Below are 22,145 nucleotides of genomic sequence, written 5' to 3' on the forward strand. Positions count from 1 at the left end.
ACCCGTGCCGTGATTCAGCTCTCATCCCGCAGGCCCGGGAACGGGCTGATCACGGACTGGCCATGGGCGCCCCACGGAAAGGTCAAGTAATGGTCAAGCGCCTCTTGTCGGTACGACGAGGGGCGCCCCGGTCCGCGGATGCGGGAACACCTCGACCGGCTGCCGGTAGACCTCGCCGAGCAGCTCGCCCGTGAACACCCCGGCGGGCGGCCCCACCACCGCGATCCGTCCGCCGTGCAGCACGGCCGCCCGGTCTGCGTACGCCGCGGCGAGCCCCAGATCGTGCAGCACCACGACGATCGCGTCCCCGGCGGCGGCCCGCTCCCGGCAGATCCGCAGCACCAGTTCCTGGTGGCGCAGGTCGAGCGCGGCCGTCGGCTCGTCGAGCAACAGCAGCGGGGCGCGCTGCGCCAGCACCCGGGCCAGCGCGACCCGGGCCCGCTCGCCGCCGGACAGGGCGGAGAAGGGGCGCTCGGCGAACTCGGTGACCTCGGTCGCCGCCATCGCCGAGGCGACGGCGGGATCGTCCTCGTCGGCCCGCTCCGTACCGGCCCATGGCGCCCGCCCCATCCGTACGACCTCCGCCACCGGGAACGGGAACGACAGCGCGGCGGACTGGGGCAGCACGGCCCGGCGCAGCGCCAGTTCGGCGGGCGACCAGTCGGTGACCGGACGCCCGTCGATCCGTACCTCGCCCTGCTCGGCGGGCAGATCGGCGGCCAGCGCCGCCAACAGGGTCGACTTGCCCGCCCCGTTGGGCCCCACGAGCGCCAGCACCTCGCCCGCGCGGGCGGTCAGGTCGATGGAGTCGAGCACCGGCCGCTGCCCCAGCCGCACCCGCAGTCCGCGCGCCTCGGCGACGGGGGAGCCGGGAGAGAGGGGAGCGGGAAGCAGGCGCCGTACGCGTACCCGGAAGGGATTCTTCAGAGGCTTCATGCCCAACCACCTTGCTTGCGACGGGTCCTGCGCAGCAGCCAGAAGAAGAACGGGCTGCCGAAGAGCGCGGTCAGCACGCCGAGCGGCAGCTCGGCGGGGTCGGCGACGGTACGGGCCGCGAGATCGCCCACCACCAGGACCAGGGCGCCGCCGAGCGCGCTGCCGGGGATCAGGAAGCGGTGGCCGGGGCCGTTCGCCATCCGCAGCAGATGCGGCACCAGCAGCCCCACGAACGAGATGATCCCGGCGACCGCCACCGCGGCCGCGGTCAGCAGCGCCACGACGAGCACGAGCACGATCCGGAGCCGTTCCACATCGACCCCCAGATGGCGGGCGGACCGCTCACCGAGAGCGAGCAGGTCCAGCTTCCGGGCGTAGAACGGCGCGACGAGCAGCCCGAGCACCGCACAGGGCAGCACGGCGAGCACCTTGGGCCAGGTCGCCTGGGCCAGCGAACCCAGCTGCCAGAAGGTGATCTGCGAGATCTGCGCGTTGTCGGCGAAGAAGACGAACAGCCCGATCAGCGCGCCCGCGAAGGCGTTGACCGCGATCCCGGTCAGGATCAGCGTCACGACCTCGGTCCGCCCGCCCGACCGGGACAGCGCGTACACCAGCAGTACGGTCGCGAGCCCGGCGGCGAACGCGCAGACGGTGACGGTCCAGTTGCCGAAGAAGTTCAGCCCGAGCGCGATCGAGGCGACCGCGCCGACCGCGGCGCCGGAGGAGATCCCGATCACCCCGGGCTCGGCGAGCGGATTGCCGAACACCCCCTGCATCAGGGCGCCCGCGCAGCCCAGCGACGCCCCGACCAGCAGGGCGAGGGCGACCCTGGGCAGCCGTACGTTCCACAGCACGCTCTCGCCGACCCGGTCCAGCGCCGCCCCGCCGAGGCCGAGCCGGTGCTGGACGGAGCCGAGTACGTCGCCGAGCGGGATGCTGTACGCGCCGAGCCCGGCGGAGAGCAGACAGCACAGCAGGAGGGCGGCGAGCAGCCCGGCGGTCAGCGCGAAGGACGGGGAGCGCCGGGGCTTCCCGGTGGCGGTGGCGGTGGTGTCGGTCCGGGGCCGTTCCGGGGACGAGGTCGTCACTTGTCCGCCCCGTCCTGCGGGTGGAGCTGCGCGATCAGTTCGCTCAGCACCCGGTCCGTGCGCGGGCCGTAGTTCAGCAGCACGCCGTCGTCGATGGAGACGATCCGCCGGTCCATCCCGGCCGGGGTCTCGGCGACGCCCGGGATCTTCACCAGACCGTCGACGCCGCCCACCGATTCGAGCCCCTTGGACATCACCAGGATGGCGTCCGGGGCGGCCTTGGCGAGGGCCTCGCTGGTGATGGCGGTGAAGTCCTTCTTCAGCCCGGACGCCTTGCCCGCGTCGACGGCGCCCGCCGCTTCCAGCAGCGAACTCGCCCCGGACTCCCGGCCGCCCAGCAGATATACGGAGGCCGAGCCGCGCAGGTAGAGGAAGGCGACCCGAGGCTTCTTCTGCCCGTCCGCCGGGGTGGGCACGGACTTCTGCACGGCATCGATACGCGACTGGGTGCGCGACTTCAGTTCGGTGCCCGAGTCCGGCACGCCCAGGGCCGCCGCCACGGTCTCGATCCGGCGGCCGACATCGACGAGTTCCTTGGCCGGTTCGACGACGACGAGCGGAATGCCGGCATCCCGGATCTGACCGATGGCCTCGGCGGGACCGGTCGTGGTGTCCGCGAGGACGACCGTCGGCTTCAGCGACAGCACGCTCTCCGCCGAGACGTCATGGGCGCGGGTCACCACCGGGAGTTTCGCCGCCTGTTCGAAGGTGGCGGTGATGTCACGGGCCACGACCTGCTTGCCGAGGCCGAGGGTGAAGACGATCTCGCTCAGGCTGCCGGTCAGCGGAACGATCCGGTCCGTCGAGGCGACGGTGACCTCGGCGCCGTCCGCCGACTTCACCGTGGCCGGCAACTGCGGCTTCGGAGCGGTGGCCAGGGGCTCGACGCGGTCGGCCGCGGCGCTCCTGGAACCGGCGGCGGGAGTCCCCGTATCCGTACTGCCGCCGCAGCCCGTCAGGACGAGGGCCAGGGTGAGGACGGCCGTCGGTGCACCCAGCGGTCCACGGGTCCTGACCGGCCCGCGGCCCGGCCGCCGGGCGCCCGGGCCCGACGGGGCGAAGTCCTGCGAGAAGCGCACTGGGGCACCGTCCTGTCGTTCTGCGGTGAGCAGTTGGCAATGTTTTGCGAGCAATGTGATGGAAGGGGTATCCCCACAAGATCTCCACAGCTTAGGTTAGCCTTACCTGACTTCCCAGACCTCGGAGGGGTCCTCATGCTGCCGTCCAGACCTGCCCGCGCGCCCGGACAGGCCCTGACTGTCGCGCTCCTCGCGGTGCTGCTGGGAGCCCTGCTCCCGGCCACCGCCGCGCAAGCGGCGAGCCGCACGGTGCAGGGCGGCAGACTCGACTGGGGCATCAAGTCCTCTTTCCAGAGCTATGTCACGGGCCCCATCGCGAAAGGAAGTTGGAGCCTGACCGGTGGCGCCGCCACGGTCGGCGGCAGTCAGTTCCGTTTCCACTCCGCCACCGGTTCCTACGACCCGGCGACCGGCGCCTTTGGCTCCGGCTTCTCGGGCGGGGTCCGCTTCATCGGCCACAAGAAGTCCGACGGCGGCTACGAACTGGACCTCACCATCGGCCGGCCCACCGTCCGCATCACGGGCGGCACCGGCACCGTCCTTGCCGACATGGTCAGCAAGGACCGGGGGAGCGGCCGTGTCACCTCGGCCTCCCAGGTGCCACTCGCGACGCTGGGGCTGTCCGGGATCGACATGGCGGGGGGTTCCACCCCCATCACCCTCAACAACATCCCGGCAACACTGACTTCGCAGGGCGCGAAGGCGTTCGCCGGTTACTACACGGCCGGCACACCGCTCGACCCGGTCAGTCTCTCCGTAGACATCTCCGCCCCGGCCGGGAAGCCGGCCATCCCCAAGTCCCCGAAGAAGCCGGCGGAGCCGAAGAAGGCCGAGCGGGCCCAGGGCCGCTTCGAGGACGCCGCCGTCGACTGGGGTGTGCGCCGCACCTTCCGTGAGTACGTCACGGGCTTGGTCGGCAAGGGGAAGTGGACCCTCGCCGACGGCGCCCAGGACGGCGGGGCGCTCTTCCGTTTCCCGCGCGGCAAGGGCACGTACGACCCGAAGAGGCAGACCCTGGACGCCGACTTCGCGGGCAGCGTCCGCTTCACGGGAGCCGACGGACTCGATCTGAAACTTTCGGCGGTCGCGGTCCGGGTGAAGGCGGGCAAGGGCACGCTCTCGGCCGATGTCCTGAGCGACGGCGACCGGCACCCGGCCGTCCCGCTCGTCACCTTCACCGCAAAGGACTTCACGGCGAAGGACGGCCTCGCCGTCCTCACCGAGGCCCCAGCCACTCTCACCGCCGACGGCGCCAAGGCGTTCGGCTCGCTCTACAGGGCGGGCACCGCGATGGACCCGCTCTCGCTGGCCGTCGCCGTCGACACCAAGGCCGAACTGCCCGCCCTGCCCGACCTGGGCAGTGCTCCTGACCCGTCCGGTCCGCCCGCGGAGAAGACCACCACCGCGGCATCGGTGTCCCGCTCCGACTCCGGTTCCCGCGCCGGGCTGCATCTCGGCATCGGCGGCGCGGGCGTGCTCGCCGCCGCGGCAGGCGCGCTGTACCTCGCCCGCCGTCGCAGCACCCGGCAGAACAGCAACTAGACCCGTCCCCCACCCCCCGTTTCATTCCTGAGGAGACCACCGGCCATGACAGCAACCCGCCGTCCCATAGCTCTCGCCGCCGCCGTCGCCACGGCAGCCGCACTCGGTGCGACCGTGTTCGCCCTTCCGGCGCTCGCCGCCGACAGCACCGCGCCCGACGGGGCAGCGGCCGCGGCGCCGAAGCCTGCGCTGAAGGACGGCACGCTGGAATGGGGCATCAAGGAGTCCTTCCGCAAGTACCTCGCCTCGTCGTTCTCCGGCGGGAAGATCACCGTCAAGGACGGTGCCACGCAGGCGCCCGACAACGGTGTGTTCACCTTCGTCAACGGCAGGGGCACCTACGACACGGCCACCCACGGCACCGACACGGCCTTCGAGGGCGGCGTCAACTTCTACGCCCACGGGGGCGTTCTCGACATCACGCTCTCGGACGTGAAGCTCTCCACGACCGGCACCGGCGGCGCGATCACCGCCGACGTCGCGACCCCGGAAGGCACCCGGAACGATGTGGCGTTCGCGGCTCTCGACCTGTCGGCGGTGAAGCCGGGCCAGGGTGCGGGCGGCGCGATGGTCTTCAAGGACATCCCGGCGACGCTCACGAAGGCGGGCTCCGAGGCGTTCAACGGCCAGTACAAGGAGGGCGACGCGCTCGACCCGGCCACGCTCTCGGTGAAGGCGGTCTCGGCCCCGACCACCGAGCCCACCCGGAAGCCGACCACCGAGCCGACCGGGAAGCCCACCACGAAGCCCACCGGGAAGCCGACCACCGAGCCGACCGGGAAGCCCGCCTCGACCGCGTCCCCGTCCCCCTCGGCCGCGGTCACCGACAAGCCGGCCGCCGCCGACCGGGGCGCGATCGGCGACGGCACCCTGGACTGGGGCGTCAAGAAGTCCTTCCGTACGTACGTCACGGGCCCGATCGCCCACGGCAAGGTCGAGACGACGGCCGGCGCCACCGCATCCGGCGACGGCTACCGGTTCCCGGATGCCACCGGTCACTTCGACGCCGACAAGCAGACCCTCGACGCGGACTTCGACGGCAAGGTCCGCTTCCTGGGCCACGAGGAGAACGGCGTCCACACCCTCGACCTCTCCCTCACCGGCATGGAGATCCAGGTGAACGGGACGAAGGGCACTCTGATCGCGGACGTCTCCACCAAGGACCGCGAGACCAGGAAGGTCAGCACATACACCGGCCTGGCCGTCGCCGACCTGAAGCTGCCCAAGGGCGAACTCGCGGCCGAGGGCGGCGTGGTGACCCTCTCGGCCGTCCCGGCGACCCTCACCGCCGACGGCACCAAGGCTTTCGGCGGCATGTACCAGGCGGGCGAGCCGCTCGACGCGCTGACCGTCGCGGTCGCCCTCGACAAGGACGCCGCACTCCCGGGCGGCACGGGCTCCACCGGCTCCACCGGTCCGGCGGGAGGCTCCACGGCCACCGGCGGCGGCAGTGTGGGCGGCGGCTCGGTCGGTGGCTCGGGCTCCCTCGCCGCCACCGGCTCCGACGTCCCGGCCGGTGCCCTGATCGCCGCCTCGGGTGCCGTCGTGGCGACCGGCGCCGGAGCCGTGATCGCCGCCCGCCGTCGCCGTATCGGCTGATCCGTCCGGACCGCCCGACGGCACCGCCCGGGTGACGGCCCAGCTGTACGGCCGTCACCCGGGCGGTGTTTGAATGCCCATGTGAGCGACAGCGACTTCGACGTACCCGCAGGCATCGACGTACTGCGCGTGTTCTGCGGCCCCGACGGCCGGCACGGCAACGCCCTCGGGGTCGTACGCGACGGGCGTACGTACCCCGACGAGGCGTCCCGGCAGGAACTGTCCCGCCGGCTCGGCTTCAGCGAGACCGTGTTCGTCGACGACCCCGAGCGCGGGCACGTCGACATCTACACCCCGGGGCTCCGCCTCCCCTTCGCCGGGCATCCGCTCGTCGGCACCGCATGGCTGCTCGATCTGGAGATCCTGGAGCTGCCGGTCGGGGAGATCTTCGCCCGTCAGGACGGGGAGTTCACCTGGATCACCGCCCGCCCCGAGTGGGCGCCGCCGCGCAAGCTGGAGCGGTACGCATCCGTCGCCGAGGTCGAGGCACTGACCGGGCCGCCACCGGGCGAGGGCTGGCTGTACGTATGGGCCTGGGAGGACGAGGCGGCGGGCCGGGTCAGGGCGCGGGCGTTCCCGCGGCGCGACGACGGGATTACGGAGGACGAGGCGACCGGGGCGGCGGCGCTGCTGCTCAGCGCGGAGCTGGGGCGTGCCCTCAACATCACGCAGGGACGCGGCTCCCAACTCCTCACCGCACCGGCGCCGGACGGCACGGTGGAGATCGGGGGCCGCGTCATGCTGGCTGTCAGTGGCTAGCGCCAATCCAAGCCTGCCCGGCATCGGTCCGAGCCTGTCCGGCAACAATCCGAGCCCGTCCGGCGGAAGATCAAGCCCGTCCGGCGATTGAGGACAGAAGCGGTACGGCGGACCGGGCCGACCGGCGGACCCGGGCCAACCCTCCAGTCGCGCCGCCGAGGCGCTACGCGCTGAGCGGGAACACCTCGCCCAGCTCCCGGAACACTGCCGTGTTCAGTGCGAACGCCTGCTTGCACTCGTCCACGATGCGCTGCTTCTCCAGGTCGTCCGCGTTCACCGCGTCCAGCAGTTCGCGATAACTCCGCTTGAACGAGGCGGGGTTGGAGATCTCCTCGAAGACATAGAACCGGACCCCGTCACCCTTGCGTGCGAAGCCCCAGGTCTTCTCCGCCTTGTCGCGGATGATCTGGCCGCCCGAGAGGTCGCCGAGATAGCGGGTGTAGTGGTGCGCGATGTAACCGGCGGGCCAGGTGCGGGCGCACTCGGCGACCCGCGCGGCGTACGCGGCCGTGGCGGGCAGCGGCGCCAGGCCCTCGCGCCAGCCGGTACCCCGCAGGTGTGCCAGATCGCGCTCCAGCTCGGTGGTGCGCATCAGCTCGGGCTGTATGAACGGACCGGCTACCGGGTCGTTCCGCAGCGCCCGGGCGCCCTCTTCGAGCGCCCGGTACACGAACCACAGCTGCTCGGTGTAACGCGTGTACGCGTCCACTCCGAGGTGTCCGCCCAGCAGGTCGCTCATGAAGGTCGAGGTCTCCGCCTCGGTGTGCTGCTCGTGCGACGCGGTGCGGATGAGCGTCGAGAAGGGCGTGGCGGCGGCGGTTGCGTCCAAGGCGGGCCTCCGGGGACCGATGGGGACAGGAAGTCCGGAAAGGGACAGGAACAGAGACAGAAAAATCGGCAGCGACTGCGTACGGCAGTGGCTGTCGACAACTCCGATCTTCCTACTTAGGCTTACCTAAGTCAACAGTTTCCCGACGGGCTGTCGGTAAAAACGATACGCCTGGTTCCGCTTCCGCGCGGGCGCAGCGGACGCGGGGGGAGCGGCGGGGGAGCACGCGAAAGCGGCCGCCCGGGGGCGGCCGCTTTCGGAGGGGGCTGTCTGCGTGTTTACGGGAGCGTCAGGATCTCGGCGCCCGTCTCCGTCACCACCAGCGTGTGCTCGAACTGAGCGGTGCGCTTGCGGTCCTTCGTCACCACGGTCCAGCCGTCGTCCCACATGTCGTAGTCATGGCTGCCCAACGTCAGCATCGGCTCGATGGTGAACGTCATCCCGGGCTGCATCACGGTGGTCGCGCGCGGGCTGTCGTAGTGCGGAATGATCAGACCGGAGTGGAACGAGGAATTGATCCCGTGCCCGGTGAAGTCCCGCACCACCCCGTACCCGAAGCGCTTCGCGTACGACTCGATGACCCGACCGATCACATTGACCTGTCGGCCCGGCCGGACCGCCTTGATGGCCCGGTTCAGCGACTCCTCGGTGCGCTCCACGAGCAGCCGGGACTCCTCGTCCACGTCGCCGCAGAGGTACGTGGCGTTGTTGTCGCCGTGCACACCGTTGATGTACGCCGTGACGTCGAGGTTCACGATGTCGCCGTCGCGCAGCACCGTGGAGTCCGGGATGCCGTGGCAGATCACCTCGTTGAGCGAGGAGCAGAGCGACTTGGGAAATCCGCGGTAGCCGAGCGTCGACGGATAGGCGCCGTGATCGCACATGAACTCATGGGCGACCCGGTCGAGTTCGTCCGTCGTGACGCCCGGGGCGATGTGCTTCGCGGCCTCCGCCATCGCCTGCGCGGCGATCCGCCCCGCGATGCGCATGCGCTCGATGGTGTCGGCGTCCTGGATCTCCGGTCCGGTGTACGGGGTGGGGGCCGGCTTGCCCACGTATTCGGGGCGCCGGATGTTTCCGGGTACGGAACGGATGGGAGTGATCTCCCCGGGTACGAGCAGCGACTGGCCAGACATGTCAGCGAGTCTAACCAGCGTGCTTGGGGCAGCATGGCCCCGAGGGAAGGAGCCGATGATGGCCCTGTTCAAGAAGCGCACGGTCGGCAAGCCGGGCGAGTGGTACTACTGCCTGCAGCATCAGAAGGTCGAGGAGGGCCCCGAGTGCCCGGCCAAGGACCGCTTCGGGCCGTATGCCTCCCGCCAGGAGGCGGAGCACGCGATGCAGACGGCGCAGGAGCGGAATCTTGAGTGGGAGACGGATCCCAAGTGGCACGACCGGGCCACGCCGCCCGACCCGGAGGCGTGACCGGGGGCCCCGGCCCGGGGGCCCCCGCTCCTCACACGCCGGCGGGGCTGGACTCTCCGGCCGCGCGCCTGCGTACCGCGTCCTCGTCCGTCCCGGAGTCGTACGTCAGCAGCTTCGGCAGCGCTGCGGTGAGCAGCGCGACCGAGGCCACGCACGCCACACCCCCGCTCCAGATCGCGGAGCGGGTCCCCGTCCAGCCCGCCATCGCGCCGGCCCGCACCTGGCCCAGCTGCGGGCCGACGCTGTACGAGAGCACCTCGATGCCCGCCAGCCGGCCCCGCAGCTCCTCCGGGATGGTCTGGTTCCAGATCGTGGAGCGGCCCAGACCGCTGAGCATGTCCCCCGCGCCCGCCACCGCCAGGCAGACCAGCACCAGCCACACATCGCTGAACCATCCGGCCGCCGCGATCGCCAGCCCCCAGGCCGCCGCCCCGAACACGACGAACAGCCCGTGCCGCCGTACCCGTGACGTCCAGCCGCTGGTCAGGCCCAGGACCAGCGAGCCGACCGCCCCCGCCGCGTACATCAGGCCCAGAGACCACTCGGCATCCAGCTCGTCCGCGAGGAACGGGAAGATCGTGTTCGGGAAGGCGAAGAACATCGCCGCCAGATCGACCGCGTACGTCCCCAGCAGCACCGGGCGGCTCCAGGCATACCTCGCCCCCTCGGCAATGCCGCGCAGCGACGGCTTCCGGCTGTCCGGGGCGGGCGGCGCGGGCGCCAGCCGCAGACACAGGATCACGGAGACGGTGAACGTGACCACCGTGACCGTGTATGCCGTGGCGTGCCCGGCGTAGGCCACCACCAGTCCTGCCACCGCCGGGCCGGTGATCTCGCCGAACTGCCAGCGCAGCGAGTTCAGCGCGGCGGCAGCGGTCAGCTGGTCGTGCGGCACGATCCGGGCCATCAGCGAATCCAGCGCGGGCCGCTGGAGCCCGGCGAGCGCGGAGACCCCGCCCGCGACCAGATACAGCGGCCAGAGCATCGGGTCGGGCAGCGCGGCGTTCACCAGGAGTACGAGGGCGAGCAGCCCCAGCCCCGCCTCGGTGCCCAGGATCACCTTGCGGCGATCCGCGGAGTCCGCGAGCGCCCCGCCGTACAGACCGAAGACGACCAGCGGCACCAGCTCGACCGCACCCATCGCGCCGACGGCCAGCGGCGAACCCGTCAGCTCCTTGATCTGGAGCGGCAGCGCGATCAGGGCCATGAAGCTGCCGAAGTAGGTCACCAGGCCCTGGATCCACAGCAGCCGGAAGTCGGCCGAGGAGCGCAGGGGCGAGAGATCGGGCAGCAGAGCGGAGAGCCGGGCGGCCGGGGAGGGAGCTGAGGTCACGAGGGCTCATGGTCCGGCGCCGTAGGTGCCCTCTGCAACAGATTTTCGCGGCGGCCGGGGCGGCCGGCCGACCCCGCCGCGACACCCCGGACGCTCACCACCGGGCCGGTGGCGGCGCCATCAGCTGGTCGGCGAGCCGGGACAGCCGGTCCCGGAAGCGGCGGCGGCCGCGCGGCGCGGGGGCGCTGTTCTCCCCGGCAGCCGCGCTCACCAGATGCTGCACGGTGTCCAGATCGACATCGTCGCTGCCGGTCACCGCGAGCGTCTCGTGGGCGAGCCCCCGCACCTCCGGGTCGCCGTCGTCCAGCGAGAGCACCGTCGCCCCGGCCCGGCGGGCGTCGTGCACCCGCTCCAGCAGCCCGGCGCCGGGCCGCTCCGGGGCCACCAGGAGCAGCGTCTCGCCCCGCCCGGCCGCCTCGATCCGGCACAGACCGACGGCCAGATGCGCCGGAGCGCCCGGCTCCACCCGGTGGCGTACCAGGGTGGGCGTCAGCTCGGGCAGCCCGGACCAGGTCGACTCGTCGACCAGATGAGCCGCCAGATGCCACGGCTCGTACACCGCAGTCCCCACCAGCAGCAGCCCGCCGCCGTGCGGGACGACGGACGACCTGAGCGCCCCGGCGAACCGCCGGGCCGCCGCCGGCCACTCGGTCCCGGTGAGCACTTCACGCAGCAGGGCGACGCGTACGGCATCCATGGCCCGGCATCATGCCCCAGGGTCCGGCCCCGCCACCGGCGAACGACGGCGGAACCATCCGAACGGGCCCTGCGGAGCGATCCGGATCGCTCGGCCGACGACGGAGCGTTCCCCTCCAACGCGCGCAGTAGTGTCGAGGCCATGACTACGAATGACAGTGGCAGCGCACCCAAGCCCCCCGCCAAGGACCCTTGGGATCTCCCCGATGTGTCCGGGCTGACCGTCGGCGTGCTCGGCGGCACCGGACCGCAGGGCCGCGGGCTTGCCTACCGGTTCGCCCGCGCCGGGCAGAAAGTGATCATCGGCTCCCGTGCCGCCGACCGCGCGAAGACCGCCGCCGACGAGCTGGGCCACGGCGTCGAGGGCGCGGACAACGCCGAGTGCGCCCGGCGCAGCGACGTCGTGATCGTCGCCGTGCCGTGGGACGGCCACGCCAAGACCCTGGAGTCGCTGCGCGACGAGCTCGCGGGCAAGCTCGTCATCGACTGCGTCAACCCGCTCGGCTTCGACAAGAAGGGCGCCTACGCCCTGAAGCCCGAGGAGGGCAGCGCCGCCGAGCAGGCCGCCGTCCTGCTGCCGGAGTCCCGGGTCACCGCCGCCTTCCACCACCTCTCGGCGGTGCTGCTTCAGGACGAGGCCATCGAGGAGATCGACACCGATGTGCTGGTGCTGGGCGAGGCCCGCGCCGACACCGACCTGGTACAGGCGCTGGCGGGCCGGATTCCCGGCATGCGCGGCATCTTCGCCGGGCGGCTGCGCAACGCCCACCAGGTCGAGTCGCTGGTCGCCAACCTGATCTCGGTCAACCGCCGCTACAAGGCGCACGCGGGTCTGCGTACCACCGACGTCTGAGCCGGACACGTTCCCGGCACACCCTGCGGTGAGCGGAAAGGGGCATGGGGGACACTGGACGGGACCGTGCATCACCCCGGACAGGAGCCGCCCCCCATGCCCCGCCTCGCTTTCTACGCCGTCGCCGTCTGCGTTCTGGCCGTCGTCGCGGCCGTGATCTCGTTCGTCCAAGGCAGCTGGCTCGGGATCGTCTGGGTGCTGCTGGCCGGGCTCTCGTCCAACATGGCGTGGTACTACCTGCGCCGGCAGCGTGCGTAGACCGCCGGTCAGGGACTGAGCGCACAGACCGGATCGGCCGTTTGCCAGAAGCGGTAGGCGTCGAAACCGCAGTACGTCGTGAAATCGCTGATGCCCAGTGCCCGCAGCAGGGCGTGGATCGCGTCGAAGAACGCGTGGTTGACCTCGGGGATCCACAGGATGCCGAAGACCGCGATCAGCCCGAACGGGGCGAACGGCTCGACCTGCCGGCGGATTCGGTACGAGAGCCAGGGCTCGATCACTCCGTAACCGTCCAGCCCCGGGACCGGGACGAAGTTGAGGATCGCCGCGGTGACCTGGAGCAGTGCCAGGAAGCCCAGCGCGTACTGGAAGACGACCGGGACGCCGTCCAGCGCGTGCAGCCAGAACGGCGCCGTGCAGACGAACGCGAACAGCACATTCGTCAGCGGTCCGGCCGCCGAGATCAGGCTGTGCTTCCAGCGCCCGCTGATCCGGCCCCGCTCGATGAAGACCGCACCACCGGGCAGACCTATACCGCCCATGATCACGAACAGCACCGGCAGCACGATGCTCAGCAGCGTGTGGGTGTAGGCGAACGGATTGAGCGTCAAATAGCCTTTGGCGGTGACTGTCGTGTCGCCACTGTGCAGTGCGGTGCGGGCGTGGGAGTACTCGTGGAGACAGAGTGAGACGACCCACGCTGCCGTGACGAAGACGAAGACCGCGACACCCGAAACCAATGCGAAGCCCGTCCAGACAGCCCAGCCCGAAACGACTATGACCGCGACGATTCCGAGGAAGACCGGGCTGACACGACGCCCTGCTGCGGCGGTGCGAGTGCTCATGGACCGAGAGTAGCGGCGGCTGTTGAGCTGTCCAGAGGGGTGAGGCTGCAGCGGCCCGGGTTACGACAGGTCCAGCGATCGGGCGAAGCGCTGCTTCAGATCCTTGGGTAGACGAAGGACGTGCCCACCTCTGGCCCGAGGGTGGCACTCGACCGTGATGCCTGCCTGAACAAGGTCGTTCGCGACAGTAGTTGTGTCTCTGCCTCGCCACCGCTCGGCGAAGGTCATTCCGATCTCGGCATACTCCCAGCGATCCTGTCTGTCTTCTTCTGATGAGTGCAGTCGATCGAGCTCTTGTCGCAGCCCGGTGAGCGCCTGCTCCCCTTTCGTCCGGAGAGCCTCTGAACTGTAGATGCCACCCGGTAGTAGTTGCGCCACGTGATAGTTGATCGCAGCCTCGATTGCCGCGAGCCGCTCGACCGACCCCTCGCCCGGGACGTAGATCCGCCTGGTGACAGGCTTGTGGCCGATCTCTGAGAGGATCATTTGGGTGACCGGACCGATGATTTCATCGTTCGGTTCGAATACGTACCCCTTGCATGCAGGGGAGCCCACGCGTGACAGGCAGCGGATCTTGCTCGTGACGCGCTCGGAACCGTCTCGCCGTTTCTTCCTGGTGACGTGCAGCTGAAGGTTCTTGCCGCAGCCGCCGCACTTGACCACGCCCAGGAAAGGCGTTCTGGGCGACGCCGGCGGCAGGGACAATAGGCCCGTGCGCTACTGCATCCTCGGGACGACCCAGGCACTCCGCGACGACGGCACGGCCGTCGCCATCGGCGGGGCGCGGCTGCGCGCCCTGCTCTCCGTCCTCGCCCTGCGTCCCGGCCGCACCGTTCCGGCCGCCGTGCTCATCGACGAGGTGTGGGCCGGCGACCCGCCGGCCGACGCGGTGGGCGCCCTGCAGGCACTCGTCGGCCGGCTCCGGCGGGCCCTCGGCCATGCCGCGATCACCTCTGCGGAGAGCGGCTACCGGCTCGCCGCCGAGCCGGACGCGGTCGACCTGTACCGCTTCGAGCGGCTCGCGGGGGAGGGAGCACGGGCGCTGGAGGAGGGTGACGCGGCGAAGGCCCGGGTCGTGCTCGACGACGCGCTCGCCCTGTGGCGCGGGCCCGCCCTGGCCGATCTGCCCGACCGCGGCGCCGTCGCGGCCCGCTGGGCGGCCCGGCGCCTGGACGCCCGCCGCAGCAGGCTCGCCGCGGCCCTCGCGCTCGGCCGCGCGGACGAGGCCCTGCCCGAACTGGTCGCGCTCTGCGCCGAGCACCCGATCGACGAACCCCTCCAGGCGCTGCGGCTGCGGGCCCTGCGCGACGCAGGGCGCACGGCACAGGCACTGGCCGCGTACGACGAGGTGCGCACCGTACTCGCCGACCGCCTGGGCGCCCACCCCGGAGCCGAACTGCGCTCCCTGCACGCGGAGCTGCTCCGCCAGGATTTGGCGCAACCGGTCGCGGCGGCAGTGGTGGCCGAGCCGCACCGGCCCTCCCGTACCCGAACCTCCACCGCCCCGCAGGGAAACCTCCGGGCCAGGCTCACCAGCTTCGTCGGGCGCGAGGACGACATAGAGGCCCTGCGCGAGGACCTCTCGCACGCCCGGCTCGTCACCCTCCTGGGCCCCGGTGGCGCGGGCAAGACCCGGCTCTCCCAGGAGGCCGCCGAATCCGTCGGGCCCGCCTGGCCGGACGGCGTCTGGCTGGCCGAACTCGCCCCCGTCGACGACCCCGAGGCCGTACCGGAGGCCGTGCTGACCGCGCTCGGCGCCCGCGAGACCGTGCTGCGCGGAGCGGGCGCCGAGGAACTCCGGGTGGCCGAGGGGAACGTGGGCGACCCCCTCGTACGCCTCACCGAGCACTGCTCCCGGCGCCGCATGCTGCTGCTCCTGGACAACTGCGAGCACCTCGTCGGGGCCGCCGCCGCCCTCGCCGACCATCTGCTCGCCCACTGCCCGGACGTCACCGTGCTCGCGACCAGCCGTGAACCCCTCGGGGTACCGGGCGAGTTCGTCCGACCCGTCGAACCGCTGCCCGACCCGATGGCGCTGCGGCTGCTCGCCGACCGCGGCGCCGCCGCGAAGCCCGGCTTCCGGATCGACGCGGACGAGGAGACCGCGGCTGCCGCCGCCGAGATCTGCCGCCGCCTCGACGGACTGCCGCTCGCCATCGAACTCGCCGCAGCCCGGCTGCGGATGCTCACCCCGCGCCAGATCGCCGACCGGCTCGACGACCGGTTCCGCCTGCTCACCAGCGGGGCCCGTACCGTACTGCCCCGTCAGCAGACCCTGCGCGCCGTCGTCGACTGGTCCTGGGACATCCTCGACGCCTCCGAACGCGCCGTCCTGCGCCGCCTGTCGGTCTTCGCGGGCGGCTGCACCCTGGCCGCCGCCGAGGCCGTCTGCGCGGACGGGCCGCAGGACGCGCGCGAGGTCGCCGGGCTGCTCGGCTCGCTCGTCGACAAGTCCCTCGTCGTCGCCGCGCCCGCCGACGACGGCGAGATGCGCTACCGGCTGCTGGAGACCGTCGGTGAATACGCCGCCGAACGGCTCGACGGGGCCGGGGAGCGGGACACCGTGGAGCGCCGCCACCTCGTGCACTTCCGGGAGTTGGCCCGTACCGCGGACCCCGAACTCCGCGGCGCCGGACAGCGGTCCGCCATCGACCTCCTGCAGCGCGAGTACGAGAACATCCGCACCGCCCTGCGCCGCGCCGTCGCCGCCCGCGACGAGCAGGAGGCGCTCTGCATGGTGCTGTCGCTCTGCTGGTACTGGCAGATGCGCGATCTGCGCACCGACGCCCTGCAGTGGGCCGACGCGACCGCTGCGCTGGGCCCCGACCCCTTCGCGCCGCCCGCCGAGCCCGCGCCGTCCCTCCACGAACGCTGCACCGACGCGCCGCCGCCCATGTCGCCCGAACTGCTCCAGGAGGCGCGGCGCCAGGTGGCGCTGGTCCAGTTGGTCAGCATGGACCACTCCAAGGACGTGTGGGTCGACGAGAAGGGCATGGCCCGGCTGCGCGTCATCGCGGACACCTACCGGGCGGGCCAGCCGCAGACCTGCCGCACCCCCGCGTCGCTCTGGTTCTTCGCTGTCATGCTCACCGGGGAGCCCGGTGATCTGCGGGAACTGCTGGACGAAACGGTCCGCGCCAGTCGCGAGTACGGCTACGAGTGGGAGCTGGCCGGGGCTCTCCAGATGCGGGCGAACGTGCTGGCCAACCGGGCCGAATGGGCGGGCGACGCGCGGACGGACGCGGACGAGAGCCTGGAGATCTTCAGTCGGCTCGGTGACGACTGGGGTGTCGCCGAAGCGCTCTCCTCCCGCGGCGAGGCCAACGAGAGACGGGGCGACTATCCCCGCGCGGCCGACGACTTCCGGGCGGCTATCGGCTACGCGGAGTGGCTCGGCGCCCAGTCCCAGGTCGCGGTCCTGCGCGCCAGATACGCATCCGTCCTCACCGAAATGGGCCGGGGCGACGAGGGCGAGGAGATCCTCCGCGAGGTGATCGCCGAGGAGCACGGGACGGGGCACGAGGCGAGGCCCGTCGCCCGGCTCCAGCTCGCGCTGTGGCTGGGCCGCAGTGGCCGTACGAGCGAGGCACGCGATCAACTGGCCTTGCTGCGCGAGGAGTTCCGCTCCGAGACCATGGCGATCTTCGAGGGGTTCGTGATGGGCGGGCTGGCCTGGCTGGACAACGAGGACGGACGGTACGCCGAGGCCCTGTCCCGGGGGCGGGAAGCGCTGGCGCGGTCCCACGACCCGCTGTCGCAGATGGTGGCCCCCCAGATGTCCGTTATCCATCTCGTCACTCTCGCACGGGCGTTGGCCGGAATCGGTGGCGAGCGACGGGCCACGCTCGCGGCCCGGCTGCTGGGGGCCGGCCGGCAGCTGCTGCCCCGGGGGCATGTGCCGACGGCGGTGGAGCGGCACGACTACGCCAGAGCGGAGGAAGTGGCCGTCGCCGTCCTCGGCCGGGCCGCCTACGACGCCGCGTACGCCGAGGGCGGCGGCCTCACCCTGGAGGAGGCCACCGCCCTCGTCGACGCGTACCGGGAGTGAACCGCGGCCCGGACCACCGGCCGCCCGCGTACGTACCGGCGCCGACCACCGGCCGCCCGCGTACCGACACGGGCACGGGCACCGGTACCGGCCGGCGTCGGACCGCGCCTCAGGACTTCTTGCGGAACTTGGCAACCGCGAGCGGCCCTGTCACCGCGGTGATCACCGCGGCCCAGCCGAGCGTCACCCACACCGAGTGGGCGATCGGGCCGCCCATCATCAGACCGCGCACCGCGTCCGCCAGATTGGACAGCGGGTTGTAATCGGTGAACGTCTGGAGCCAGCCGGGCATCGTCTTGGTAGGGGCGAAGATCGAGGAGCCGAACTGGAGCGGCATCAGCACGAGCATCCCCATTCCCTGAACCGCCTGGGCCGTCTTCATGGCCAGCCCGAGCAGGATGAAGATCCACATGATTGCGGCGCTGAACACCGCCGACAGCGCGACCGCCCCGATCAGTCCGAACACCGAGGTCTGCAGCTCCATGCCGAGCGCGAAGCCCATGCCCAGCAGGATCAGCGTGGCGACCATCATCCGGCCGAGCTCGACCGTGATCTTCGCGATGAGGACCGAGGAACGGGCGATCGGCATCGTCCGGAACCGGTCCATGACTCCCTTGCGGAAGTCGTCGTTGACACCGGTGCCGACCGCCATGGAGATGTTCATGCCCATCATCGCCATCAGGCCGGGGACCAGGTAGTTCAGATACTCCTGCCGACCGCCGCCCATGCTGCCGCCGACCGAACCGCCGAACACGTACACGAACAGCAGCGTGAAGACGATGGGCATCAGGAGCACATCGAACATCGACTCCGGATCCTTCTTGATCTGGAGGACATTGCGCCGTGCCAGCGCTCCGATGTGCCGCAGATTGGCGCGCAGCCCGATCCGGCCCTCGTCGTGGAGTGCCTTCGCCGGTGCGGTCTCGGTGGGGGTGGGCGTCAGAGTCGCCGTGCTCATGCCGCGACCTCCTCGGGGATCGATGCGGCGGCGGAAGCGGACTTCTCGCCGGTGATGGCCAGGAAGACCTCGTCCAGGCTGGGCAGTGCGGTGGCGACATGCGCCAGCGAGAAGCCCCGGGTGCCGAGCAGGCCGATGACGGCGGTCAGCTGCTCGTCGCTGAGGATCGGCACGTACAGCAGTCCCTCATCCGGGACGGCCTGCGCGCCCGAGACCCCGTCCAGACCGGCCTCCCGGATCGCCTGCGCCATCGCGGGCAGCTGCGCCGGGTCCGACGGCCGGATCTGCAGGGTGCGGCCGCCGACCTTGGCCTTCAGCTCGTTCACCCCGCCGCGGGCGATGATCCTGCCCTTGTCGATGACGGTCAGCTCGTTGGCGAGCTGCTCGGCCTCTTCCATGTACTGGGTGGTGAGCAGCACGGTCGCCCCCTCCGCGACCATCCGCTGCACCTCGTCCCAGACCTCGTTACGGGTCCGGGGGTCGAGCCCCGTCGTCGGCTCGTCCAGATAGAGGACGGCCGGGCTGCCGATCATCGAGGCGGCCAGGTCGAGCCGGCGCCGCATGCCGCCGGAGTAGTCCATCGCGGCGCGCCGGGCCGCGTCGGTGAGCGAGAACCGCTCCAGGAGCTCGTCGGCCCGGGACCGGGCGGTCTTGCGCGGCAGGTCGAGCAGCCGCCCGATCATGTAGAGGTTCTCCCAGCCGGAGAGCTTCTCGTCGACCGAGGCGTACTGCCCGGTCAGACCGATGGTGCGGCGCAGCTGCCGGGGCTGCTTCACCACGTCGTAGCCCGCCACGGTGGCGTGTCCGGCATCGGGGATGATCAGGGTGGACAGGCAGCGTACGAGCGTGGTCTTGCCGGCGCCGTTGGGGCCGAGCACACCGAGTACGGTGCCCTCGCGGACATCGAGGTCCACGCCGTCCAGAGCCTTGGTCGAGCCGTAGTGCTTGACCAGCCCCCGGACCTCGACGGCGTTCGGGCCGCTCCTGGGGTTCTTGTCGATTCGCGTCATGTCCACCATGGGACCAGGCGCCACCGACAGTCCGCCGACAACAGGCCGACAGCCCGCCGATGGGGGATGTCGGCGGGCTGTCGGTGGTGCGGGCAGTGGCCCTGCCCCGGGCCTGATCAGCAGGGTCGGCCCAAGGGTCTTTCCTGCTGATCAGGCCCGGGTGGAACTAGTGGAAGGTGTGCTCAGGGGCCGGGAAGCTGCCTCCCACGACCTCCTCGGCGAACTCCTTCGCCGCGTCACCGAGCACCTTGCGCAGGTTCGCGTACTGCTTGGTGAAGCGCGGCACCTTGCCACCGGTCAGTCCGACCATGTCGGTGTAGACCAGCACCTGGGCGTCCGTGTCGGGACCGGCGCCGATGCCGACGGTCGGGATCTGCAGGGTGCGGGTGACCTCGGCGGCCAACTCGGCCGGTACGAGCTCCAGGACGACGGCGAACGCGCCCGCGTCCTGCACCGCCTTGGCGTCGCGCAGCAACTGCTGGGCCGCCTCCTCGCCGCGGCCCTGCACCCGGTATCCCATCGCGTTGACGGACTGCGGGGTCAGACCGATGTGGGCCATGACCGGGATTCCGGCGTCGACCAGCAGCCGGATCTGCTCGTGGCTGCGCTCACCGCCCTCCAGCTTGACCGCACCGACACCGGACTCCTTGATCAGCCGGGTTGCGTTGCGCAGGGCCTGGACGGGCCCTTCCTGGTACGCCCCGAAGGGCAGGTCGGCGACGATCAGGGCGCGCTTGGTGCCCCGTACGACAGCGGCGGAAAGGATGGCGATCTCGTCCATCGTGACGGGCACGGTGGTCTCGTAACCGAGGTGACAGTTGCCCATGGAATCGCCGACGAGCATGACCGGGATACCGGCCTCGTCGAAGACGGACGCGGTCATCGCGTCGTAGGCGGTGAGCATGGGCCACTTCTCACCGCGCTCGGTGGCGGCGGCGATGTCGTGGATGGAAATACGGCGGGTGCTCTTGCCCCCGTACAGCGCCTTGCTGCTGTCGGTGGGGGCACCCGAGGGGGATGCGGCGGACTTGTTCTGCGCAGCCTGAAGCGACATTGCCAACGGCTCCTTCGTCATCTCGAGGCGCCCTGACGGCGTCCCCGGACCGGTTCCATGGTGGCATCCCGTGGCCGTCCACGGGAAGTGGGCCCGCGCACGTCCCCGGGAGGCGCCCACCCGGTAAAGACTTTACAATACGAGACGGTATCGTATCGAAATCATATAGGCTCCTGGCATGTCAATACCGTCGGGCGCTCGCGACGCCCTGCCCCAGGTCCCCGAGGCGGTCCACCGCCGCCGTTGGGCGATCCTCGTCGTTCTGATGTTCAGCCTGCTCATCGTGGTGCTGGACAACTCGATCCTGAACGTCGCGGTCAAGACCATCGCCGGCCCCGCACCCACCGGCCTCGGAGCCACCCAGAGCGAGCTGGAGTGGGCGATCAACGCCTACACGCTCGTCTTCGCCGGACTCCTCTTCACCGCGGGCCTGCTCGGTGACCGCATCGGCCGCAAGAAGGTGCTGCTCTTCGGCATCGGCCTCTTCGGTGTCGGTTCCGCCCTCGCCGCCATGTCCGGCTCGCCCGGCGAACTGATCACCTGGCGTGCCGTGATGGGCTTCGGCGCGGCGTTCGTCATGCCGGCCACGCTCGCCGTCCTGATGAACGTCTTCGAACGTGACGAGCAGCCCAAGGCCATCGGCATCTGGGCCGGAAGCGTAGGCCTCGCCATCGCCATCGGCCCGATCACCGGCGGACTGCTGCTCGAACACTTCTGGTGGGGCTCGATCTTCCTGGTGAACGTGCCCGTCGTGATCGTCGCGCTGATCGCGATGGTGGTGCTGGTGCCGGACTCCAAGGACCCGAATCCGGGCCGGACCGACCCGCTCGGTGTCGTGCTGTCCTTCGTCGGTCTGGTCCTGCTGGTGTACGGCATCATCCGCGGCGGCCAGCTCGCCGACTTCGCCGACCCCACCGTGCTCCTCCCTGTCATCGGCGGGCTGGTCGTCCTGGCCGCATTTGTCCGGCACGAGAAGCGCACCAGCCACCCGGCCATCGACATCTCGTACTTCAAGCAGCCGTCGTTCTCCGCGGCCGTCGCCTCCATGGCGCTCGTCTTCTTCGCGCTGATGGGCGTGACCTTCTTCTCCGCCTTCTACATGCAGAGCGTGCGCGGCTGGAGCGCGTTGCAGGCCGGTCTGCTGATCCTGCCGCTGGCCGCCGCCCAGATGATCTTCGCGCCGCGCGCCCGGCTGGTCGTCGACCGGTTCGGCGCCCGTGTGGTCTGCACCGTCGGCATGCTGCTGGTCGCGCTCGGCCTCGCGGCGTTCGCACTGTTCGACGCCACCACGCCGGTCTGGGTGCTGTGCGTGCTCTTCTTCGTCCAGGGCACGGGCATGGCGCATGTGATGACGCCGGTCACGGTCTCGGTGATGCAGGCACTGCCCAGGGAGAAGGCCGGTTCAGGATCGGCCATCAACAACACGTTCCGGCAGGTCGGCGGGGCGCTCGGCATAGCAGTGCTCGGCTCGGTGCTCTCCACCGTCTACCGCGGCGAAATCGAGGGGCACCTCGGTGTGCTCCCGGCCGGTGTCAGGGAAGCGGCGGGGGAGTCGATCGAGTCGACGCTCGGCCTCGCGGACAAGCTGGGCCCGGCGGGTGCCCCGCTGGTCGCCGCGGCGAACGACGCGTTCCTGAAGGCGATGCATGTCACCGCCATCGGTTCGGCGACCATCGCCCTGGTGGGCGCTCTCGTCGTCGCGATGTTCCTGCCGGGGAGGACGCCCGCCGGACAGAAGTCCGGCGAGGGCGAACGGTCGGTACGTGCAGGGGTGGGCCGGTGAAAGTCACGGCCCCGGAGAGCTGAAGACGCCGCCCAGGGTTCCGGGCGGCCACCGGAACCCTGGGGCGGCTCACAGAGGCACCGTCGGCG

The 22,145-nt window shown here is 71.1% G+C and carries 20 protein-coding genes; 8 read left to right on the forward strand and 12 right to left on the reverse strand.

Annotation, left to right across the window (positions count from 1 at the left end; all coding sequences use genetic code 11):
• Window positions 1–93: 93 nt before the first annotated feature.
• The 3 genes from IEZ15_RS16195 to IEZ15_RS16205 are packed head-to-tail and all read right to left on the reverse strand — an operon-like array spanning window position 94 to window position 3,103.
• Window positions 94–936: a heme ABC transporter ATP-binding protein gene (locus tag IEZ15_RS16195; RefSeq protein WP_189277504.1), complete on the reverse strand. Its 843-nt coding sequence runs from the start codon at window positions 934–936 to the stop codon at window positions 94–96.
• Window positions 933–2,024, reverse strand: coding sequence for a FecCD family ABC transporter permease (locus IEZ15_RS16200; RefSeq protein ID WP_189277506.1), 1,092 nt, complete (start codon window positions 2,022–2,024; stop codon window positions 933–935). The genes IEZ15_RS16195 and IEZ15_RS16200 overlap by 4 nt, the downstream gene beginning before the upstream one ends.
• Window positions 2,021–3,103, reverse strand: coding sequence for a heme/hemin ABC transporter substrate-binding protein (locus tag IEZ15_RS16205; RefSeq protein WP_189277508.1), 1,083 nt, complete (start codon window positions 3,101–3,103; stop codon window positions 2,021–2,023). Before IEZ15_RS16205 ends, IEZ15_RS16200 begins: the two co-directional genes overlap by 4 nt.
• Window positions 3,104–3,238: 135 nt before the next feature.
• On the opposite strand from IEZ15_RS16205, the gene IEZ15_RS16210 reads away from it, so the two are divergent.
• The 3 genes from IEZ15_RS16210 (at window position 3,239) to IEZ15_RS16220 (ending at window position 7,003) form a co-directional block, all read left to right on the forward strand.
• Complete coding sequence (locus IEZ15_RS16210) at window positions 3,239–4,645, forward strand: HtaA domain-containing protein (protein ID WP_189277510.1); 1,407 nt, start codon at window positions 3,239–3,241, stop codon at window positions 4,643–4,645.
• Window positions 4,646–4,690: 45 nt separating this feature from the next.
• Window positions 4,691–6,244, forward strand: coding sequence for an HtaA domain-containing protein (locus tag IEZ15_RS16215; RefSeq protein WP_189277512.1), 1,554 nt, complete (start codon window positions 4,691–4,693; stop codon window positions 6,242–6,244).
• Between the two features lie 81 nt (window positions 6,245–6,325).
• Window positions 6,326–7,003, forward strand: coding sequence for a PhzF family phenazine biosynthesis protein (locus IEZ15_RS16220; protein WP_229845915.1), 678 nt, complete (start codon window positions 6,326–6,328; stop codon window positions 7,001–7,003).
• A gap of 163 nt (window positions 7,004–7,166) precedes the next feature.
• Here the strand turns inward: IEZ15_RS16220 and IEZ15_RS16225 are convergent, their stop codons facing one another.
• Window positions 7,167–7,832 carry a biliverdin-producing heme oxygenase gene (locus tag IEZ15_RS16225; protein WP_189277514.1) on the reverse strand — a complete coding sequence of 222 codons (666 nt, stop codon included), beginning with the start codon at window positions 7,830–7,832 and terminating at the stop codon, window positions 7,167–7,169.
• Between the two features lie 278 nt (window positions 7,833–8,110).
• The gene (map, locus tag IEZ15_RS16230; protein ID WP_189277516.1) at window positions 8,111–8,968 is read right to left on the reverse strand and encodes a type I methionyl aminopeptidase; all 858 of its coding nucleotides are present in this window, start codon (window positions 8,966–8,968) and stop codon (window positions 8,111–8,113) included.
• Between the two features lie 58 nt (window positions 8,969–9,026).
• Here map and IEZ15_RS16235 point away from each other — a divergent pair, with 58 nt between their 5' ends.
• Window positions 9,027–9,257, forward strand: a complete 231-nt coding sequence (locus IEZ15_RS16235) for a hypothetical protein (RefSeq protein ID WP_189277518.1) — start codon at window positions 9,027–9,029, stop codon at window positions 9,255–9,257.
• Window positions 9,258–9,288: 31 nt separating this feature from the next.
• Here IEZ15_RS16235 and IEZ15_RS16240 read toward each other — a convergent pair whose 3' ends face one another.
• Both IEZ15_RS16240 and IEZ15_RS16245 read right to left on the reverse strand, forming a co-directional pair.
• Window positions 9,289–10,590: an MFS transporter gene (locus tag IEZ15_RS16240; protein WP_189277520.1), complete on the reverse strand. Its 1,302-nt coding sequence runs from the start codon at window positions 10,588–10,590 to the stop codon at window positions 9,289–9,291.
• 94 nt (window positions 10,591–10,684) lie between these two features.
• On the reverse strand, window positions 10,685–11,287 hold the full coding sequence (locus IEZ15_RS16245; protein ID WP_114244222.1) for a hypothetical protein: 603 nt from the start codon (window positions 11,285–11,287) through the stop codon (window positions 10,685–10,687).
• Window positions 11,288–11,428: 141 nt separating this feature from the next.
• Between IEZ15_RS16245 and npdG the strand changes: the two genes are divergently transcribed.
• Window positions 11,429–12,139 (forward strand): NADPH-dependent F420 reductase, encoded by a 711-nt coding sequence (gene npdG, locus IEZ15_RS16250; RefSeq protein WP_114244221.1) that lies wholly within the window; start codon window positions 11,429–11,431, stop codon window positions 12,137–12,139.
• 96 nt (window positions 12,140–12,235) lie between these two features.
• Window positions 12,236–12,397 (forward strand): hypothetical protein, encoded by a 162-nt coding sequence (locus IEZ15_RS16255; RefSeq protein ID WP_189277522.1) that lies wholly within the window; start codon window positions 12,236–12,238, stop codon window positions 12,395–12,397.
• 8 nt (window positions 12,398–12,405) lie between these two features.
• Here the strand turns inward: IEZ15_RS16255 and IEZ15_RS16260 are convergent, their stop codons facing one another.
• Both IEZ15_RS16260 and IEZ15_RS16265 read right to left on the reverse strand, forming a co-directional pair.
• Window positions 12,406–13,203 carry a site-2 protease family protein gene (locus tag IEZ15_RS16260; RefSeq protein ID WP_189277523.1) on the reverse strand — a complete coding sequence of 266 codons (798 nt, stop codon included), beginning with the start codon at window positions 13,201–13,203 and terminating at the stop codon, window positions 12,406–12,408.
• A gap of 60 nt (window positions 13,204–13,263) precedes the next feature.
• On the reverse strand, window positions 13,264–13,866 hold the full coding sequence (locus tag IEZ15_RS16265; RefSeq protein ID WP_189277525.1) for a hypothetical protein: 603 nt from the start codon (window positions 13,864–13,866) through the stop codon (window positions 13,264–13,266).
• Window positions 13,867–13,915: 49 nt separating this feature from the next.
• On the opposite strand from IEZ15_RS16265, the gene IEZ15_RS16270 reads away from it, so the two are divergent.
• Window positions 13,916–17,251 (forward strand): ATP-binding protein, encoded by a 3,336-nt coding sequence (locus IEZ15_RS16270; RefSeq protein WP_189277527.1) that lies wholly within the window; start codon window positions 13,916–13,918, stop codon window positions 17,249–17,251.
• 109 nt (window positions 17,252–17,360) lie between these two features.
• Here IEZ15_RS16270 and IEZ15_RS16275 read toward each other — a convergent pair whose 3' ends face one another.
• From IEZ15_RS16275 to panB, 3 genes are all read right to left on the reverse strand, one after another.
• On the reverse strand, window positions 17,361–18,209 hold the full coding sequence (locus tag IEZ15_RS16275; protein ID WP_114244218.1) for an ABC transporter permease: 849 nt from the start codon (window positions 18,207–18,209) through the stop codon (window positions 17,361–17,363).
• Complete coding sequence (locus IEZ15_RS16280) at window positions 18,206–19,228, reverse strand: ATP-binding cassette domain-containing protein (protein ID WP_114244217.1); 1,023 nt, start codon at window positions 19,226–19,228, stop codon at window positions 18,206–18,208. Before IEZ15_RS16280 ends, IEZ15_RS16275 begins: the two co-directional genes overlap by 4 nt.
• Before the next feature lie 157 nt (window positions 19,229–19,385).
• A complete protein-coding gene (gene panB / locus IEZ15_RS16285; protein WP_189277529.1) occupies window positions 19,386–20,273 on the reverse strand; it encodes a 3-methyl-2-oxobutanoate hydroxymethyltransferase in 888 nt (295 codons plus the stop codon).
• A gap of 178 nt (window positions 20,274–20,451) precedes the next feature.
• Here panB and IEZ15_RS16290 point away from each other — a divergent pair, with 178 nt between their 5' ends.
• Entirely contained in the window at window positions 20,452–22,056 is a 1,605-nt protein-coding gene (locus IEZ15_RS16290; protein ID WP_189277531.1) for a DHA2 family efflux MFS transporter permease subunit, read from the forward strand.
• The last annotated feature ends 89 nt before the right edge of the window (window positions 22,057–22,145 follow it).

The organism is Streptomyces atratus, from assembly GCF_014648655.1.
GTDB lineage: Bacteria > Actinomycetota > Actinomycetes > Streptomycetales > Streptomycetaceae > Streptomyces > Streptomyces atratus.

Coding starts and splice junctions, on each gene's coding strand:
- npdG (WP_114244221.1), top strand. CDS start 11,429: ATGACTACGAATGACAGTGGCAGCGCACCCAAGCCCCCCGCCAAGGAC.
- IEZ15_RS16215 (WP_189277512.1), top strand. CDS start 4,691: ATGACAGCAACCCGCCGTCCCATAGCTCTCGCCGCCGCCGTCGCCACG.
- map (WP_189277516.1), bottom strand. CDS start 8,968: ATGTCTGGCCAGTCGCTGCTCGTACCCGGGGAGATCACTCCCATCCGT.
- IEZ15_RS16260 (WP_189277523.1), bottom strand. CDS start 13,203: ATGAGCACTCGCACCGCCGCAGCAGGGCGTCGTGTCAGCCCGGTCTTC.
- IEZ15_RS16275 (WP_114244218.1), bottom strand. CDS start 18,209: ATGAGCACGGCGACTCTGACGCCCACCCCCACCGAGACCGCACCGGCG.
- IEZ15_RS16290 (WP_189277531.1), top strand. CDS start 20,452: ATGTCAATACCGTCGGGCGCTCGCGACGCCCTGCCCCAGGTCCCCGAG.
- IEZ15_RS16245 (WP_114244222.1), bottom strand. CDS start 11,287: ATGGATGCCGTACGCGTCGCCCTGCTGCGTGAAGTGCTCACCGGGACC.
- IEZ15_RS16280 (WP_114244217.1), bottom strand. CDS start 19,228: ATGGTGGACATGACGCGAATCGACAAGAACCCCAGGAGCGGCCCGAAC.
- panB (WP_189277529.1), bottom strand. CDS start 20,273: ATGTCGCTTCAGGCTGCGCAGAACAAGTCCGCCGCATCCCCCTCGGGT.
- IEZ15_RS16195 (WP_189277504.1), bottom strand. CDS start 936: ATGAAGCCTCTGAAGAATCCCTTCCGGGTACGCGTACGGCGCCTGCTT.
- IEZ15_RS16210 (WP_189277510.1), top strand. CDS start 3,239: ATGCTGCCGTCCAGACCTGCCCGCGCGCCCGGACAGGCCCTGACTGTC.
- IEZ15_RS16235 (WP_189277518.1), top strand. CDS start 9,027: ATGGCCCTGTTCAAGAAGCGCACGGTCGGCAAGCCGGGCGAGTGGTAC.
- IEZ15_RS16255 (WP_189277522.1), top strand. CDS start 12,236: ATGCCCCGCCTCGCTTTCTACGCCGTCGCCGTCTGCGTTCTGGCCGTC.